General features: G+C 34.7%; 16 protein-coding genes. 7 read left to right on the forward strand and 9 right to left on the reverse strand.

Features of this window, described 5'->3' with window-relative positions; translation table 11 throughout:
* The first annotated feature begins 120 nt into the window (after nt 1-120).
* Nucleotides 121-1,128 carry an LLM class flavin-dependent oxidoreductase gene (locus tag DMB68_RS21515; RefSeq protein ID WP_110348682.1) on the forward strand — a complete coding sequence of 336 codons (1,008 nt, stop codon included), beginning with the start codon at nt 121-123 and terminating at the stop codon, nt 1,126-1,128.
* A gap of 42 nt (nt 1,129-1,170) precedes the next feature.
* On the opposite strand, the gene DMB68_RS21520 is transcribed toward DMB68_RS21515, so the two are convergent.
* Nucleotides 1,171-1,671 carry a pyridoxamine 5'-phosphate oxidase family protein gene (locus DMB68_RS21520; protein WP_110348683.1) on the reverse strand — a complete coding sequence of 167 codons (501 nt, stop codon included), beginning with the start codon at nt 1,669-1,671 and terminating at the stop codon, nt 1,171-1,173.
* An 18-nt stretch (nt 1,672-1,689) separates the two neighbouring features.
* Nucleotides 1,690-2,064, reverse strand: coding sequence for a SpoIIAA family protein (locus tag DMB68_RS21525; RefSeq protein WP_110348684.1), 375 nt, complete (start codon nt 2,062-2,064; stop codon nt 1,690-1,692).
* Between the two features lie 202 nt (nt 2,065-2,266).
* On the opposite strand from DMB68_RS21525, the gene DMB68_RS21530 reads away from it, so the two are divergent.
* A complete protein-coding gene (locus DMB68_RS21530) occupies nt 2,267-2,887 on the forward strand; it encodes a DUF4230 domain-containing protein (protein WP_110348685.1) in 621 nt (206 codons plus the stop codon).
* A 192-nt stretch (nt 2,888-3,079) separates the two neighbouring features.
* Here DMB68_RS21530 and DMB68_RS21535 read toward each other — a convergent pair whose 3' ends face one another.
* Nucleotides 3,080-4,837: an aromatic amino acid hydroxylase gene (locus tag DMB68_RS21535; protein ID WP_110348686.1), complete on the reverse strand. Its 1,758-nt coding sequence runs from the start codon at nt 4,835-4,837 to the stop codon at nt 3,080-3,082.
* Between the two features lie 240 nt (nt 4,838-5,077).
* Between DMB68_RS21535 and DMB68_RS21540 the strand changes: the two genes are divergently transcribed.
* Both DMB68_RS21540 and DMB68_RS21545 read left to right on the forward strand, forming a co-directional pair.
* Complete coding sequence (locus DMB68_RS21540) at nt 5,078-6,151, forward strand: DKNYY domain-containing protein (protein ID WP_110348687.1); 1,074 nt, start codon at nt 5,078-5,080, stop codon at nt 6,149-6,151.
* 8 nt (nt 6,152-6,159) lie between these two features.
* Complete coding sequence (locus tag DMB68_RS21545; protein WP_110348688.1) at nt 6,160-6,573, forward strand: nuclear transport factor 2 family protein; 414 nt, start codon at nt 6,160-6,162, stop codon at nt 6,571-6,573.
* Between the two features lie 30 nt (nt 6,574-6,603).
* Here DMB68_RS21545 and DMB68_RS21550 read toward each other — a convergent pair whose 3' ends face one another.
* The 6 genes from DMB68_RS21550 to DMB68_RS23440 form a co-directional block, all read right to left on the reverse strand.
* Nucleotides 6,604-7,047, reverse strand: a complete 444-nt coding sequence (locus DMB68_RS21550; RefSeq protein WP_110348689.1) for a hypothetical protein — start codon at nt 7,045-7,047, stop codon at nt 6,604-6,606.
* Nucleotides 7,048-7,085: 38 nt separating this feature from the next.
* A complete protein-coding gene (locus DMB68_RS21555) occupies nt 7,086-7,469 on the reverse strand; it encodes a group III truncated hemoglobin (RefSeq protein WP_110348690.1) in 384 nt (127 codons plus the stop codon).
* A gap of 84 nt (nt 7,470-7,553) precedes the next feature.
* On the reverse strand, nt 7,554-8,798 hold the full coding sequence (gene ilvA, locus DMB68_RS21560) for a threonine ammonia-lyase IlvA (RefSeq protein ID WP_110348691.1): 1,245 nt from the start codon (nt 8,796-8,798) through the stop codon (nt 7,554-7,556).
* A gap of 176 nt (nt 8,799-8,974) precedes the next feature.
* Nucleotides 8,975-9,517 (reverse strand): DUF4136 domain-containing protein, encoded by a 543-nt coding sequence (locus tag DMB68_RS21565; protein ID WP_110348692.1) that lies wholly within the window; start codon nt 9,515-9,517, stop codon nt 8,975-8,977.
* 30 nt (nt 9,518-9,547) lie between these two features.
* Nucleotides 9,548-11,524, reverse strand: coding sequence for a urocanate hydratase (locus tag DMB68_RS21570; RefSeq protein WP_110348693.1), 1,977 nt, complete (start codon nt 11,522-11,524; stop codon nt 9,548-9,550).
* A gap of 355 nt (nt 11,525-11,879) precedes the next feature.
* A complete protein-coding gene (locus DMB68_RS23440) occupies nt 11,880-12,056 on the reverse strand; it encodes a DUF5522 domain-containing protein (RefSeq protein WP_165830187.1) in 177 nt (58 codons plus the stop codon).
* Nucleotides 12,057-12,168: 112 nt separating this feature from the next.
* Here DMB68_RS23440 and DMB68_RS21575 point away from each other — a divergent pair, with 112 nt between their 5' ends.
* From DMB68_RS21575 to DMB68_RS21585, 3 genes are read left to right on the forward strand one after another with little or no spacing between them, the layout of a single operon-like run.
* Nucleotides 12,169-12,504 (forward strand): FHA domain-containing protein, encoded by a 336-nt coding sequence (locus DMB68_RS21575; RefSeq protein WP_110348694.1) that lies wholly within the window; start codon nt 12,169-12,171, stop codon nt 12,502-12,504.
* Nucleotides 12,501-13,409 carry a 1-aminocyclopropane-1-carboxylate deaminase/D-cysteine desulfhydrase gene (locus DMB68_RS21580; RefSeq protein ID WP_110348695.1) on the forward strand — a complete coding sequence of 303 codons (909 nt, stop codon included), beginning with the start codon at nt 12,501-12,503 and terminating at the stop codon, nt 13,407-13,409. The genes DMB68_RS21575 and DMB68_RS21580 overlap by 4 nt, the downstream gene beginning before the upstream one ends.
* A complete protein-coding gene (locus DMB68_RS21585) occupies nt 13,402-14,280 on the forward strand; it encodes a glucosaminidase domain-containing protein (RefSeq protein WP_110348696.1) in 879 nt (292 codons plus the stop codon). The genes DMB68_RS21580 and DMB68_RS21585 overlap by 8 nt, the downstream gene beginning before the upstream one ends.
* The last annotated feature ends 10 nt before the right edge of the window (nt 14,281-14,290 follow it).

Here is a 14,290-nt window from a genome sequence, read left to right on the forward strand (position 1 = left end):
AATCATTTGCCTTTTAGGATTCAAAATATAAATTTGGTTTCAAACATTATAAATCTATTAACACCGAAGAATTTAGGATTCGTAACAAATGAATTAATTTTGTAAAAAGACATTTATTACATGAAAGACCCGATTTCAATCTCCATATTAGAACTGGCTATTATTAACAATGATAGCAACGCAACTGAAACATTAAATAAAACAAAAGAAATTGCCCAGTTAACAGATATTTTAGGTTATAAAAGATTTTGGCTTGCCGAACATCACAATATGGCGCATGTGGCCAGTACTGCAACGGTAGTCCTGATTGGATATGTTGCCAGTCAGACACAAAATATCCGTGTAGGTTCAGGGGGAATTATGCTGCCTAATCATTCGCCATTAATCGTTGCAGAGCAATTTGGAACTCTCGAAACTTTATATCCCGGCAGAATCGATTTAGGTTTAGGAAGAGCTCCCGGAACCGATCAGCCAACTGCTGAAGCCATTCGAAAAGATTTTTTTGAACAGGCACAGCGGTTTCCGCAAAATGTATCTAAATTACAGGATTATTTTTCTGAGGGAAATGCTACTGCAAAAGTGCGTGCTTTTCCGGCTGAAGGAACAAAAGTACCAATCTGGATTTTAGGATCAAGCATGGAAAGTGCTTCCTTAGCAGCTTCTTATGGATTTCCATATGCGTTTGCAGGGCATTTTGCACCTCGTCAGATGCTACAAGCTTTTGAGTTTTATCGGAATAATTTTCAGGCTTCTGAATTTCTGGATAAACCGAAAACAATGGCTTGTGTAAATATTATTGCAGCGGATACTGATGAAGAGGCCGAAAAATTATCTACAAGTTTGTACCAGATGTTTTTGAATTTAATTCGAAATGACCGTAAAGGACTTCAGCCTCCTGTAGATTCACTTGATGCTATTATGAGCGAAGAAGAGCGTTTTCATGTCAATCAGATGACCGGAGGTTCATTTGTTGGAAGTAAAAAACAAATTGAAGCAGATTTGAAAAAATTCATTGATTACGCTAAAATTGATGAACTAATGATTACTAGTCCAATTTTTGATCATCAGGCAAAATTAAAAAGCCTGCGATTGACCAAAGAAATAATCGATGAATTGAATGCAAAATAAATAGCTGTAAAATTAAAAGAGAGGCCTTTCGAGCCTCTCTTTTTATAGTTTTAATTTTCCTTCAACACCTATATCTGCAGTATTTCCAAATAATGCTGACCCTGCCATTTTAAGTAATGAAATAACTTTTCCGTCTTTTGTGTCCCAGTAATAAGCATCTGATGGTACTACTTTTATAACTGTAACATTTGGGTCGTTTTTGCCTTCTTCAAACCAGGCTTTTGCAACCGGAGTCCATAATTCGTCAATTATCGATTGATCTTTATATATCGATGCTGTACCGTAAATAGAAATGTATTGAGAACTTGAATTGTTAGCAAAAAACAACTGAACCTGATTGTCTTTTAAAATTTCAAAATTCTTATTGCTGTTCGCAGAACTAATAAACCATAAATTTCCGTCATCATCAATATCCTGGATACCCATTGGTCTTGATTGAAGAGGTGTTTTTGTTAGTTCAGTTACAAAAATTCCTGTTTTAATTTCTTTTACTAATGAAATTATTTTTTCTACTGCTTCTTTATTATTTAAATCTTTATGCATGATATATCTTTTTATAATTTAATCCAAATCAATTTTTTCTGCTGTCCAGTCAACTGCAAGTAAATAATCTTCTTTTTTGAAACCTTTAAATTCTCCCGGCATGACCGTATTAAAAACTTTAGTAAAATTGATCATTCTCTGACAATCTGTTACGATTGCAGCACGAGTCCATTTCGTAATGTTTTTAATGCTTAATAAAGCTTCGTGTAACCATGCACCTAATGTGAAATCGGTTGGGGAATTATCAAAAAACAATAAATAATTGAGTTGTGGAGTATCGTGAATTAAAAGTCTGACTTCTGATGTAACAAAATCAACATCGCCTTTAACTATGTGACCAGCTGTCTTAAAGCCAATCATATTTGCTGGTAATTCTTTAATTTTTTCAATCATAACATTTTAATTTTAGCAGGTTAAATTTCATTTTTCACAAAATTAAAGTAAAGGCTGCGTTTTGGTTTATGTAAATAGCTGATAATCTTACATAATTTCAATGTTTAGAACAAAACAGCTTGTAAAAGGTTTTTATGAATACTAAAGACTACTTCTCAAAAAAGCATTAAATTAGCTATATCATTAATATCAAATCCAGATTATGCTTAAAAGAATTTTAGTTGGTGCCGCAATTGTAGTTGTTATTCTGCTTGCTTTCAAATATTGCGAATTTAAAAAAGGTGACGATTCTACAATCGATTATAATACAAACCTAATTCAACAGCAAATTTTGAATGTTGGAAAACTTGTTGTTACTGAAGGGCATTTTTCTGAAGTCATCACCTATAAAAATCAGCAGAAGTATTTGATGGATATGATTTCTTTTGAAAAGAAAGCACTTATTGTGGTAAACGCAAATGTTACAGTTGCCTACGATTTGCACAAAATGAAATATGATATTGACGAAAAAAACAAAACAATTACAATCCTCAATATCCCGAAAGAAGAAATTACAATCAATCCTGATATTCAGTTTTATGATGTGGAGCAAAGTAAACTGAATCCTTTTACGGGAGATGATTACAATAAAATCAATAAATCCGTAAAAGCCAATCTGGCTAAGAAAATTGAAAAATCTACACTTAAGACGAATGCCCAAAACAGATTAATAAGCGAATTGTCTAAGATTTTAATTCTAACAAATTCAATGGGCTGGAAATTAGAATATAATGGAAAAACCATTGAGTCGGAGAGTGAGCTTAATCAGGATTTGAAGTTGTAATTTTAAGAATTAGAGGTTTTGCAATATTGTCATTTCGACGAAGGAGAAATCACACTAGAAACTCCGCAATCAAAATCGCCAATTTTTGTCGAATTCCGAGTGTCACTTCTGACTAGCAATGTGACTGTTTGCTTGGCAAAAAACTTTGCGACTTTGTGTCTTTGCGAGATTAAAAAACCTATGTGCAATAATTTAAACTGCTTCCTTATCAAAAATCAAATTTAGCCCACCAGCAATTAAATGGGCAATTTCCGGACGTTTTTCTTTCAATTGCTCCAGATAAACCAAGGCTTCCTGTAAAAGCTGTTTCTCATCCGAATCTTTTAAAAGTTCAGTAATTTCAACTGAAAGTAACCAATCAGCAGGATGATCTTTTTTTAGTTTTTCAAAAACAGATTTTAGATCAGATTTAGAATCATTATTATTTCGGATATTTCGAACAGTCGAATATAAAATTTCTAAATCATCACGTTCATTTGTATGTTTTGCTTTTATGGTTTTAGTTGTAGGAACAATATTAATCAGATCAAAACTATTCACATCGGCTGGACCGGAAAAAGCAGAAACCACTTTTTTACCAATTGCCATATCGTAATTGCCCCATTCCGGCTGGAACAGAATCGTATCGCCATGCGTAACAGTACAATTTCTAAAACTAATCAGGATAATTTCTCCATGAAGATTTCTTGAACCGGTAATAATTTCTCCTTCAACTATGATATTGCCTTCAAATTCCAGTTTAATAGTTTCGTTTTCTACGATGCTGTACGCCTGCAAATCCTTCGGACTCATGTCTTCTATGGCTAAATTGAAACCTTTGAGTTTTCCAATCGGGCTTCCAAATCCGTGTGAGTGGGTTAAAATTCCGTGGCCTACCAATTCTTTTTCACGGTATGATAAAGCTGTTTTTCCGGTTGTCTGAATGTAGACCGGTTTTCCTTCTTCTTCAATAACATTAGTAAAAACGCCTGAAATTTGTAAACCGGTACTCAGTTCTATAGTTCCCAAAGCATTCGATTGAATCAGTTTTTGAATCCCGGACAAACCTCCGGTTCTTAAAGCCATTTTATTTGCAAATTCTTCTAAAATCAGACTCAGATGCGAGAAAGTTGGTGTTACATACAATTGAGGCTGTAACTGTGTAATATCAAAATTTTGATTGGCAGCAGAAATATTATAAGGGATTTTCTTCACATTATCCGTCATGCACCAGGCACTTTCTCCAATGGAAGAAAGTAGTCCGGCGCCGTAAATTTTAGGATTTTCGATAGTTCCGATTAAACCGTATTCAACCGTCCACCAGTGTAGATTTCGAATTTGGGCCATTTCGGATAATTCCCCCATATTGTTTTGCAAATTGGCCACAGCTTTTTCGGCTTCATCAATTTTTTCCTGAGGCGTGTCTTCGGCTTCTTTTAAAATTGACAACAGTCGAATAGCCTCATACATCTGATAATCTTTATGAGATGAAATCGCTTTACAGCCAATTTCTCCAAAACGGCGCAGGTATTCCGCATATTCTGGATTCGCGATAATAGGAGCGTGGCCGGCACCTTCGTGAATAATGTCAGGAGCGGGAGTGTATTCAATATGTTCTAATTGTCTGATATCCGAAGCGATAACCAAAACATTATAGGCCTGGAATTCCATAAAAGCGTTTGGTGGAATAAACCCGTCTACGGCAACTGCTGCCCAGCCAATTTCAGTCAGAATTCGGTTCATCCCATACATGCTTGGAATGGAGTCAATCTCAATTCCTGTTTTTTTCAAACCATCCAAATACGAATGATGGGCCACTTTCGATAAATAATCTACATTTTTACGCATCACATAACGCCAAACCGCCTGATTAATTGGAGTATAATCACCATAATCCTGTGGTTTGATGAATTGCTTTAAATGTTTAGGCAGTTTTTCTAATAATGGATTTGTTTCAATCGTTGAATTCATTTGGAATAGCTGTAGGTTGTAATTGTAAAATTACGATTTTTTGGTGTTTAAAATAACTTATTCGATTATGAATTTCTTTAATACGTGTGGTTTATTGTAAAATTAATAACTTTTTGAAGTTTTTTATCTCTTCTGGGTAATTTTGAATGCAGTTGTGAATTTTCTAAATAAATCAGAGAACAAAAAATAACAATAAAATACTTAGTTTTACAGAAAGTATAATTTCAGGTATTCACAAGTATGAAAGTTTTTTTTGTCATTTTAGCTATAGTAGTTCTGTTTATTTTAGGAATACGATATTTTTTATTCAGGATAGGGGATCCGGTAAACAGCAAAGTCTCTGATTCGTATTTTTATCACTACAGAAAAAATTTGATTGTGCATTCGCCGATGGGAAATTGGTTTGAATTGGGCTATTTTGAATCTGATGCCGATGTAAAATCTTTTCAGCCAATCAACAGGGATTTTGGAAAAGATAAAAAGGACGTTTTCTGGAAAGGAAGAAAACAAAATGTTGATTATGCAACGTTTCAGGTTGATGCTTCTGGAATTATTAAGGATAAAAACCATGTGTATACGACGAACGGAAAAGAATATAATTTTTTAGGAATCATTACAGATGCAGATCCTAAAACCTATCAATTATTAGATCCGTCTTTGCCTGAACACAAACGTCAAAGCTGGAATAAGGATGTTAATTCGGTTTTTTATAGAAGTAAAAAGATACAAGGAGATCCGGCTACTTTCAGACCTTTAAATGATGGAATAGCTGTAGATGCAAATTATATTTATTCGATTATTCATGAAAGAGGTGAGGGTATGTACCTACTGGATGTTGATGAGGTTATTCAAAAACATAAAATGATTGATGGCAAAATACAGGTAATCAACGACACGTATGTACAAATTGGAAATTCAATTGTTTCTGCTTTTACTAAAGATGAATTTACGCTTCATACTTTCGAAATTATCAAAAACAGTAAAGAAATCGACTATTTTACAATAGTTGTTAATGATACCTTGATTTATAAAGGAATAGAATGTCCGGATGTTGATATCGAATCTTTTGAATCATTAGATTATGGTTATTCAAAAGACAATAGAAACGTGTTTTATAATGGCAAAAAAATAATTGGAGTAAGTCTTACGGGGTTTGAAATTATTTCTCCGGATTATTCCAAAGATAATCAGCATGTTTATTATAAGAATGAAGTGGTTAAGGGAGCCAATCCAAAAAGCTTCAAAAGAACTTCTGAAAATGATGTTTGGGAAGATGGTAAAAACAAATACAAGAACGGAAAAATTATAAACTAATTTATAGTATGGAACAAAAAATACCATTGCCGCCTTTTACTTTAGAAACGGCAATTCAAAAAATTAAAATGGCAGAGGATGCCTGGAACAGTCAGGATCCGGAACGGGTTTCAAAAGCGTATACCGTTGATAGTGAATGGCGAAATCGCGATCAGTTTATAAATGGAAGAGAAGAGATTGTCTCTTTTTTGACTCAGAAATGGAAAAAAGAGTTGCACTATAAACTTAAAAAAGAATATTGGGCACATACTGAAAACCGTATTGGTGTCAGATTTGAATATGAATATCAGACTGCTGAAGGCAATTGGTTTAGAGCGTACGGTAATGAAAACTGGGAATTTGATGCTAATGGACTCATGCAAAAAAGATTTGCGAGTATCAATGATATTCAGATTAATGAATCTGAGAGGAAATTGAAATAAAATTTTTAAACCTATGAAAATAACGACTGTTTAACAATCGTTATTTTCATAGTTCAATTTCTCCATTTTATCCTCGTAACTTTCAGTTTCTTTTTTGGTCATACGAACTTCTTTCAGCGTTACTTTTAATTGCTTTTTACTGTCAGGACTTATCCATATTCCGTTAAAATTAGTTCCTTCTTTCTTTAAAATCATAGCTCCTGAAAACCCATACTCGACTAATGCAAATTGGTTTTCATTCTTTTTATTTTGGGTAATGTCTAATTGTATCCAGCTTCCGGATTTATCGTAACGGTACATTGAAGTGTACATTATATCCGCTGTACAAGGATTTTCTTCTTCTTTTATATAAAATGTGACGGCTATTTTTCCGTCAATAGTGCCTTTGTACAGCATGCTTTTGGCAGATTGTGCCTTTGTGGCGATAGCAAAGAACATACAAAGTAGATTACAAACAATAATTAGTTTTTTCATATTTAGTAATAAAGTTTTATTGAATTTATATTGTTCTTTTATTGATTTCCCTGATTTCTGAAATATTCAATTTTATAATTGAACATGTAGGCCATATTAGCTGCACGAACTTTTGCTTCTTCGGCTAATTTTCCAACAAATAAAGAATCAACTGTTTCTGTAAAAATTTCCATCCAGCGATCAAAATGTGCTTGGTCTACAGGTAAATGTTTGTGTGGCGGAAAAGGGCTTCCGGAATACGTATGTTCTTCTAAAAGCAAAGTCTGCCAGAAACGGTACATTTTTTCTAAATGTTCCGGCCATCTTCCCGTCATTTTTTCATTAAAAATAGGCCCGATCAAATCATCGTTTTGTACTTTTTCGTAAAATGTATTGACTAAAAGTTTTATGTTTTCTATATTTGAAATATCCTGCAATGCCATTGTTGTAAATTAAATTTTCAACTACAAAAATACGATATAACCCCTTCTTTATTTGCTGATATTTATCATAACAGCATATTTTGTTTAACCAATTAACTGCGTAAACAAATCCTGATTATCGTTCAGATAATGAAATTCGAAGCCATTTTTGGTCATATTCATTTTAATGGCTTTAATGTCTTTTTTGTTTTTCAATTCTAATCCAACTACAACAGAACCAACTTCGCGGTTGTTCTTTTTGTGAAACTGAAAATAGGTAATGTCATCATCAGGTCCCAAAATATTGTTTACGAATTCTTTTAAAGCGCCCGGACGCTGCGGAAACTGAATCATAAAATAATGCATCAATCCTTCGTAAAGCAAGGAGCGTTCTTTTATTTCGGCTGTTCTTTCGATATCATTATTGCTTCCGCTCACGACACAAACTACAGTTTTGCCTTTTATTTTGTCTTTATAAAAGTCTAAAGCAGCAATTGTCAAAGCACCTGCAGGTTCTACCACCATAGCTTCTTCATTGTATAACCGTAAAATGGTAGTGCAGACTTTTCCTTCAGGAACCAGAATAATATCCTCCAGGTTTCGTTTACAGATTTCGAAAGTCATATCGCCAACTTGTTTTACCGCAGCTCCGTCAACAAACTTGTCAATGGTTTTTAAGACTGTATTTTTGTTTGCTTCGATGGAAGTTTTCATCGAAGGCGCTCCTTTTGGCTCGACTCCAATTATTTTTGTGTTCGGGCTTAAATGTTTAAATACCTCAGATAAACCGGAAGCCAGTCCGCCTCCGCCAATTGGTACAAAAACATAATCGATCGGCTGTTTGTAAGTGTCTAAAATTTCAAGACCAACAGTTCCCTGTCCTGCAATTACTTTTTCATCGTCAAATGGATGTATGAATTTTTTATGATTTTTAATAGCGTCAGCAGTGGCTGAGCCATACGCGTCATCAAAAGTATCTCCGGTAAGCACGATTTCAACAAACGATTTCCCGAATAACTGAACTTGTTTTACTTTTTGCTTCGGGGTAGTTTTGGGCATATAGATTTTACCTTTTATATGCAGCAAATGACACGAGTAAGCAACACCCTGTGCATGATTTCCTGCACTGGCACATACAATTCCATTCGATTTTTCTTTTTCACTCAACGAAGCAATCTTATTGTAAGCGCCTCTGATCTTATAAGAACGGACAATTTGTAAATCTTCTCTTTTTAATAAAATGGTCGATTTAAATTCGTCTGAAAGATTTAGGTTTTGTGTGAGCGGTGTGGCTGCAACAACATTTTCAAGTTGCTTTTTTGCATTAAGTACTTCGTTAAATAAATTCATAATATCAGTTTTTCTAAAATAAAAAACCTCCCGTTTTGGGAGGTTTCATAAATGTATGTTTACTTATTTATATAACATCCCGCTCATTACTGCTGAATTGCAATAATGTTGATAATAGCGATAATAATGTTATTAAAGTTTGTCATTTTTTGTTGTCTGAAGGACAAATGTATCAATTATTTTTTTACCTGTGGCGGATACTGAGCCAAAATTTTGTTTACAAAAGCAGCAATTTTTTCATCTTTTTTGTCAATGTTTCGCGTAAGTGTTCCCTGACCCTCACCCTGCCAGATCATTTCTTTCTTTTTGGCATCGATCAAATCGATATATAAAGTACCTTCTGTAGAAGTTGAAACACTTGTTTGGTTTCCTCCGTACATCATCCACGGATTCCATCCCCATCCCCAACCGTAGCCCCATCCGGCATTAAATTGGTTAACATTCACCTGCTCTCTTGATTTAGTAAAAATGTTTACTAATAAATCAGGATTCTCACTTTTAGTAAATCCTTTTGCCTGCATTTCGGCATCAATTGCGTGTAGAATGCGTCTTTTATCCAAATCAGAAATCTCTACTTTGTCAATTCCGGGTTTGAAGAAAGCATAGGTTTTATAAGGCGCAAAATCGACATTTTTATCGTAATCAGAATAAACAGTAACACTGCTGCATGAAGTAAGAATCAATAGCAGCAAAATCGGAACTAATTTGAATGTTTTCATAAATTTTAGTATTAAATGTTTTTGTTTTAGTTATAGTAAGCTTTCATCAACCAGATTAGGCAAAGTTACTTTTAATAAAGGCTGAACCTCCATTGCTCTTTTTATAGCAAAAACAGCACCTTCATTTCTAGCCCAGCTTCTTCTTGAAATTCCGTTGTTTACATCCCAGAAAAGCATTGACGTTAAACGTTTTGAAGCTTCTGTAGAACCATCAAGAACCATACCAAAGCCGCCGTTTATAACCTCTCCCCAGCCAACTCCGCCACCGTTATGAATGGATACCCAGGTTGCTCCTCTAAAACTGTCGCCAATCACGTTTTGAATGGCCATGTCGGCAGTAAAACGGGATCCGTCATAAATGTTTGAAGTCTCTCTGTATGGAGAATCCGTTCCCGAAACATCATGATGATCGCGCCCTAAAACAACAGCACCAATTTCACCTTTTGCAATTGCCTGATTAAAAGCTTCGGCAATTTTAATTCGTCCTTCGGCATCAGCATATAAGATTCTAGCCTGCGAACCTACAACGAGTTTGTTTTCCTGTGCACCTTTTATCCATTTGATGTTATCCTGCATTTGCTGCTGAATTTCATCCGGAGCAGTCTCAGCTATTTTTTCTAAAACTTTGCAGGCTATTGCATCCGTTTTTAATAAATCTTCCGGCTTTCCGGAAGTACAAACCCAACGGAAAGGTCCAAATCCGTAATCGAAACACATTGGTCCCATAATATCCTGAACATAACTAGGGTATTTAAAATCGATATTGTTTTCTGCCATTACATCGGCTCCTGCGCGGGATGCTTCTAATAAAAAAGCATTTCCGTAATCAAAGAAGTACGTTCCTTTTTCCGTATGTTTGTTAATAGCAGCTGCGTGGCGGCGTAAGGTTTCCTGAACTTTTTCTTTGAATAATTCAGGATTTTCAGCCATCATTTTGTTAGCGTCTTCAAACGAAATTCCAACCGGATAATAACCGCCTGCCCACGGATTATGAAGCGAAGTCTGATCGGATCCTAAATCAATTCTGATGTTTTCTTTGTCGAAACATTCCCAAACATCAACCACATTTCCCAAATAAGCAATAGAAACGGTTTCTTTTTTGGCTTTCGCCAAAGCGACTCTGGCAACCAGCTCATCTGTTGAGGTCACGACTTCATTTATCCATCCTTGTTCATGGCGAATTTTAGTAATCTTCGGATTTACTTCAGCACAGACCGTAATACAGCCTGCAATATTTCCTGCTTTTGGCTGTGCACCCGACATACCGCCAAGACCGGAAGTTACAAATAAACTGCCTTCCGGATTTAGTTTTATTTTTCTAAAACCATTCAAAACCGTGATTGTAGTTCCGTGTACAATTCCCTGTGGGCCAATGTACATATAACTTCCTGCTGTCATTTGCCCGTATTGCGAAACGCCCAGAGCGTTCATTTTTTCCCAATCATCAGGTTTTGAATAATTCGGGATTACCATTCCGTTGGTAACCACAACTCTCGGCGCTTCTTTATGTGAAGGGAATAATCCCATCGGATGCCCTGAGTACATGGTCAAAGTTTGCTCATCTGTCATTTCAGACAAATACTGCATCGTCAGTAAATATTGTGCCCAATTCTGAAAAACAGCTCCGTTTCCGCCATACGTAATCAATTCATGCGGATGCTGAGCCACAGCATAATCCAAATTGTTCTGAATCATATGCATAATCGCTTTTGCCTGCAAAGATTTTCCCGGATATTCGTCAATTGGTCTCGCATGCATTCTGTAATCAGGACGAAGACGATACATGTAAATACGTCCGTAGGTTTCTAATTCTTCTGAAAATTCAGGAATTAATTCGGCGTGATGTTTTGGATCAAAATAACGTAAAGCATTTTTCAGCGCCAGTTTTTTTTCTTCTGCTGAAAGAATTTCTTTTCGTTTCGGAGCATGATTAATTGCTGGGTCGTACGTTGCCTTTGGAGGTAAGATATTTGGAATTCCTTGTTGTATTTGTTCCTTGAAAGTCATTTTTTTGATTTTTGGATGTTAGATTTTTAGACTTCTTAGATTTTCTGAAGTTAAAATCAAACAGCTGTTTTAATTAGGTTAGTGCAATTTTAAATTTGTCGTAAAGAATTATCTAATTCTTAAATTGACACATTTTCTAATTAAAAAAACTAGGGATAACGGATATCCGACCTGTGATAGGATTTGTGGATTGTAATCCTAAATTTTCTTGAGTGAATATCCATTTTAGATTATTAGACTTCTTAGATTGTTAGATTTCGAAAAATGGAACAATCTCTTTTTATTTGACTCAGGGATTGCTGGTTTTTAGACAATAAAAAGATCTAAGATCTAAGAAGTCTAATAATCTAACAATCTATTTCCTTATTTCTCCCGTTCGTTTATCAAAACCATACGGACAATGACGACAGCCGCTTTTGCAGCAGTAACCACGTTTTAAGTGATGTTTTTCAGTAAAGCATTTGTAACCTTCGGGAGTATAATAAAAATCTTCGCCTTCTATTAATTTATTTTCATTACTTTGCTCTTTCATAAATCTGTTTTTCGTCAAATTTGGATTTTATTAAAATCAAAAACATCGATTAATTATGATTTTAATGAAATCAAACAATTCTACAAGTACAAATTTATAAATTTTACAGCCAATGTTTGTGATTGTTGTTAAATATTTAATTCCGAAAGGATATAGCGGAATGGCTGTATTTCCTTTTATTTTGGTAAAATATGATTTCAATAAAACAAACGGAGTTTTTCTAAATCACGAAAAAATACATTTGCGACAGCAGCTTGAAATGTTAGTTGTTCCATTTTTTATTTGGTATATTTTGGAATATCTAATTCGGTTGATTCAGTATAAAAACAAAGATTTAGCCTACCGAAACATCAGTTTTGAAAGAGAAGCGTACAGTAATGAAATCGATTTAAGTTATCTGAAAAGAAGATCTTTTTTTAAGTTTCTGCATTACATCAAATTAAAATGAATCCAGTTTTCAATCAACCTGTAAATATTCAGTTTAAAAACGATATTTCTTTGACAATAAAGCGTGAAGACCTGATTCATCCTTTTGTTTCCGGGAATAAATTCAGAAAGCTGAAATACAATTTGCCTCAGGCGAAAGCGGAAAACAAACAAACGTTGTTAACTTTTGGAGGTGCTTTTTCCAATCATATTGCTGCTGTAGCATTTGCAGGAAAAGAGCAGGGTTTTAAAACAATCGGAATCATTCGCGGTGAGGAACTTTTGGGTAAAATTGAAGAAAATCCAACGCTTAAATTCGCTCAGGAAAACGGAATGCAATTTGAATTTGTTTCGAGGGAAGAGTATCGTTTAAAAAACGAAGAATCATACATTAAAAATTTAAAAGAGAAATTCGGCGATTTTTATTTAGTTCCCGAAGGCGGTACAAACGAAATGGCGGTAAAAGGCTGTGAGGAGATTTTGACAGATGGAGATGCTGTTTTTAATTACGTTTGCTGCGCTGTCGGAACAGGCGGTACAATTTCCGGATTAATTAATAGTGCCTTAGCAAATCAGAAAATTTTGGGATTTCCGGCGTTAAAAGGTGACTTTTTACAAGATGAAATTCGTATTTTTGCAAAAAAAGATAACTGGAATTTAATTTCTGACTATCATTTTGGAGGTTATGGCAAGATAAATTTAGAATTAATTGAATTTATTAATGCTTTTTTTGAAGAAAATAAAGTGCCCTTAGATCCAATTTATACAGGAAAGATGGTTTTTGGCGTTATAGATTTAATCCATAAAAATTATTTTCCTGCAGATTCAAAAATTTTACTCATTCACACCGGCGGATTACAGGGAATTAAGGGAATGAATTTAAGATTGAAGCAGAAAAAATTACCAATACTCAAAATTGATGTTTAAAAAAATAATTGCACTTTTCGTAATCTCAGTATTGGCAAGCTGTTCTTCCAGCAAACCCACTATCGCAACAACTAAAAAGCAGGCGGCGGTTCAGAAACCCAGAACAGCTTCGGCTAAAAAAGGAGTTACTTCCAGACCAACTGCAAAATACCCTTCTAGAAATAATACAACCGAAGTAATTCAATCTACTTCAAAAACCGTTGTTACCAGCGATTTAATCAATAATTATGTGTTGCAGTACAAAGATATTGCCATGGGAAATATGAAAGCGTACGGAATTCCTGCGAGTATTATTCTGGCGCAGGGAATTTTAGAATCCGGGGCAGGAAGAGGCGATTTGGCTGTAACGGCGAATAACCATTTCGGAATTAAATGTCATAAAGACTGGCTTGGTGAAAGTGTTCGTCACGATGATGATTCGGCTCAGGAATGTTTTAGAAAATACAAGGAGTCAGCAGAATCCTATCGTGATCATGCTTTATTTTTGGTTGGAAAAAACCGATATGCAGTCTTATTTACCTATGAAAAAGACGATTATAAAGCCTGGTCAAAAGGGTTAAGGGCTTGTGGCTATGCAACAGATCCAAATTATCCGGATAAATTGATCAGTTATATTGAGCGTTACAATCTGCATCAGTACGATTGTCAGGTTACTGGAAAAAATTATACAGCAATTAATAATTCGGCACCAATAAGAAGTTCTTCAGGTACAGTTTCAAATTCAAACGATCCTAATTTATACGAAGTTCAAAAAGGAGATACTTTGTATTCGATTTCAAAAAAATTCAACATCCTGGTTGATGATTTAAAACAAAAAAATAATCTTTCAGATAATACGCTTTCAGTTGGACAAAGATTGAAAGTGAAATAATAATTATTAG

Source organism: Flavobacterium hydrophilum (genome assembly GCF_003202405.1).
Classification (GTDB): Bacteria; Bacteroidota; Bacteroidia; order Flavobacteriales; family Flavobacteriaceae; genus Flavobacterium; species Flavobacterium hydrophilum.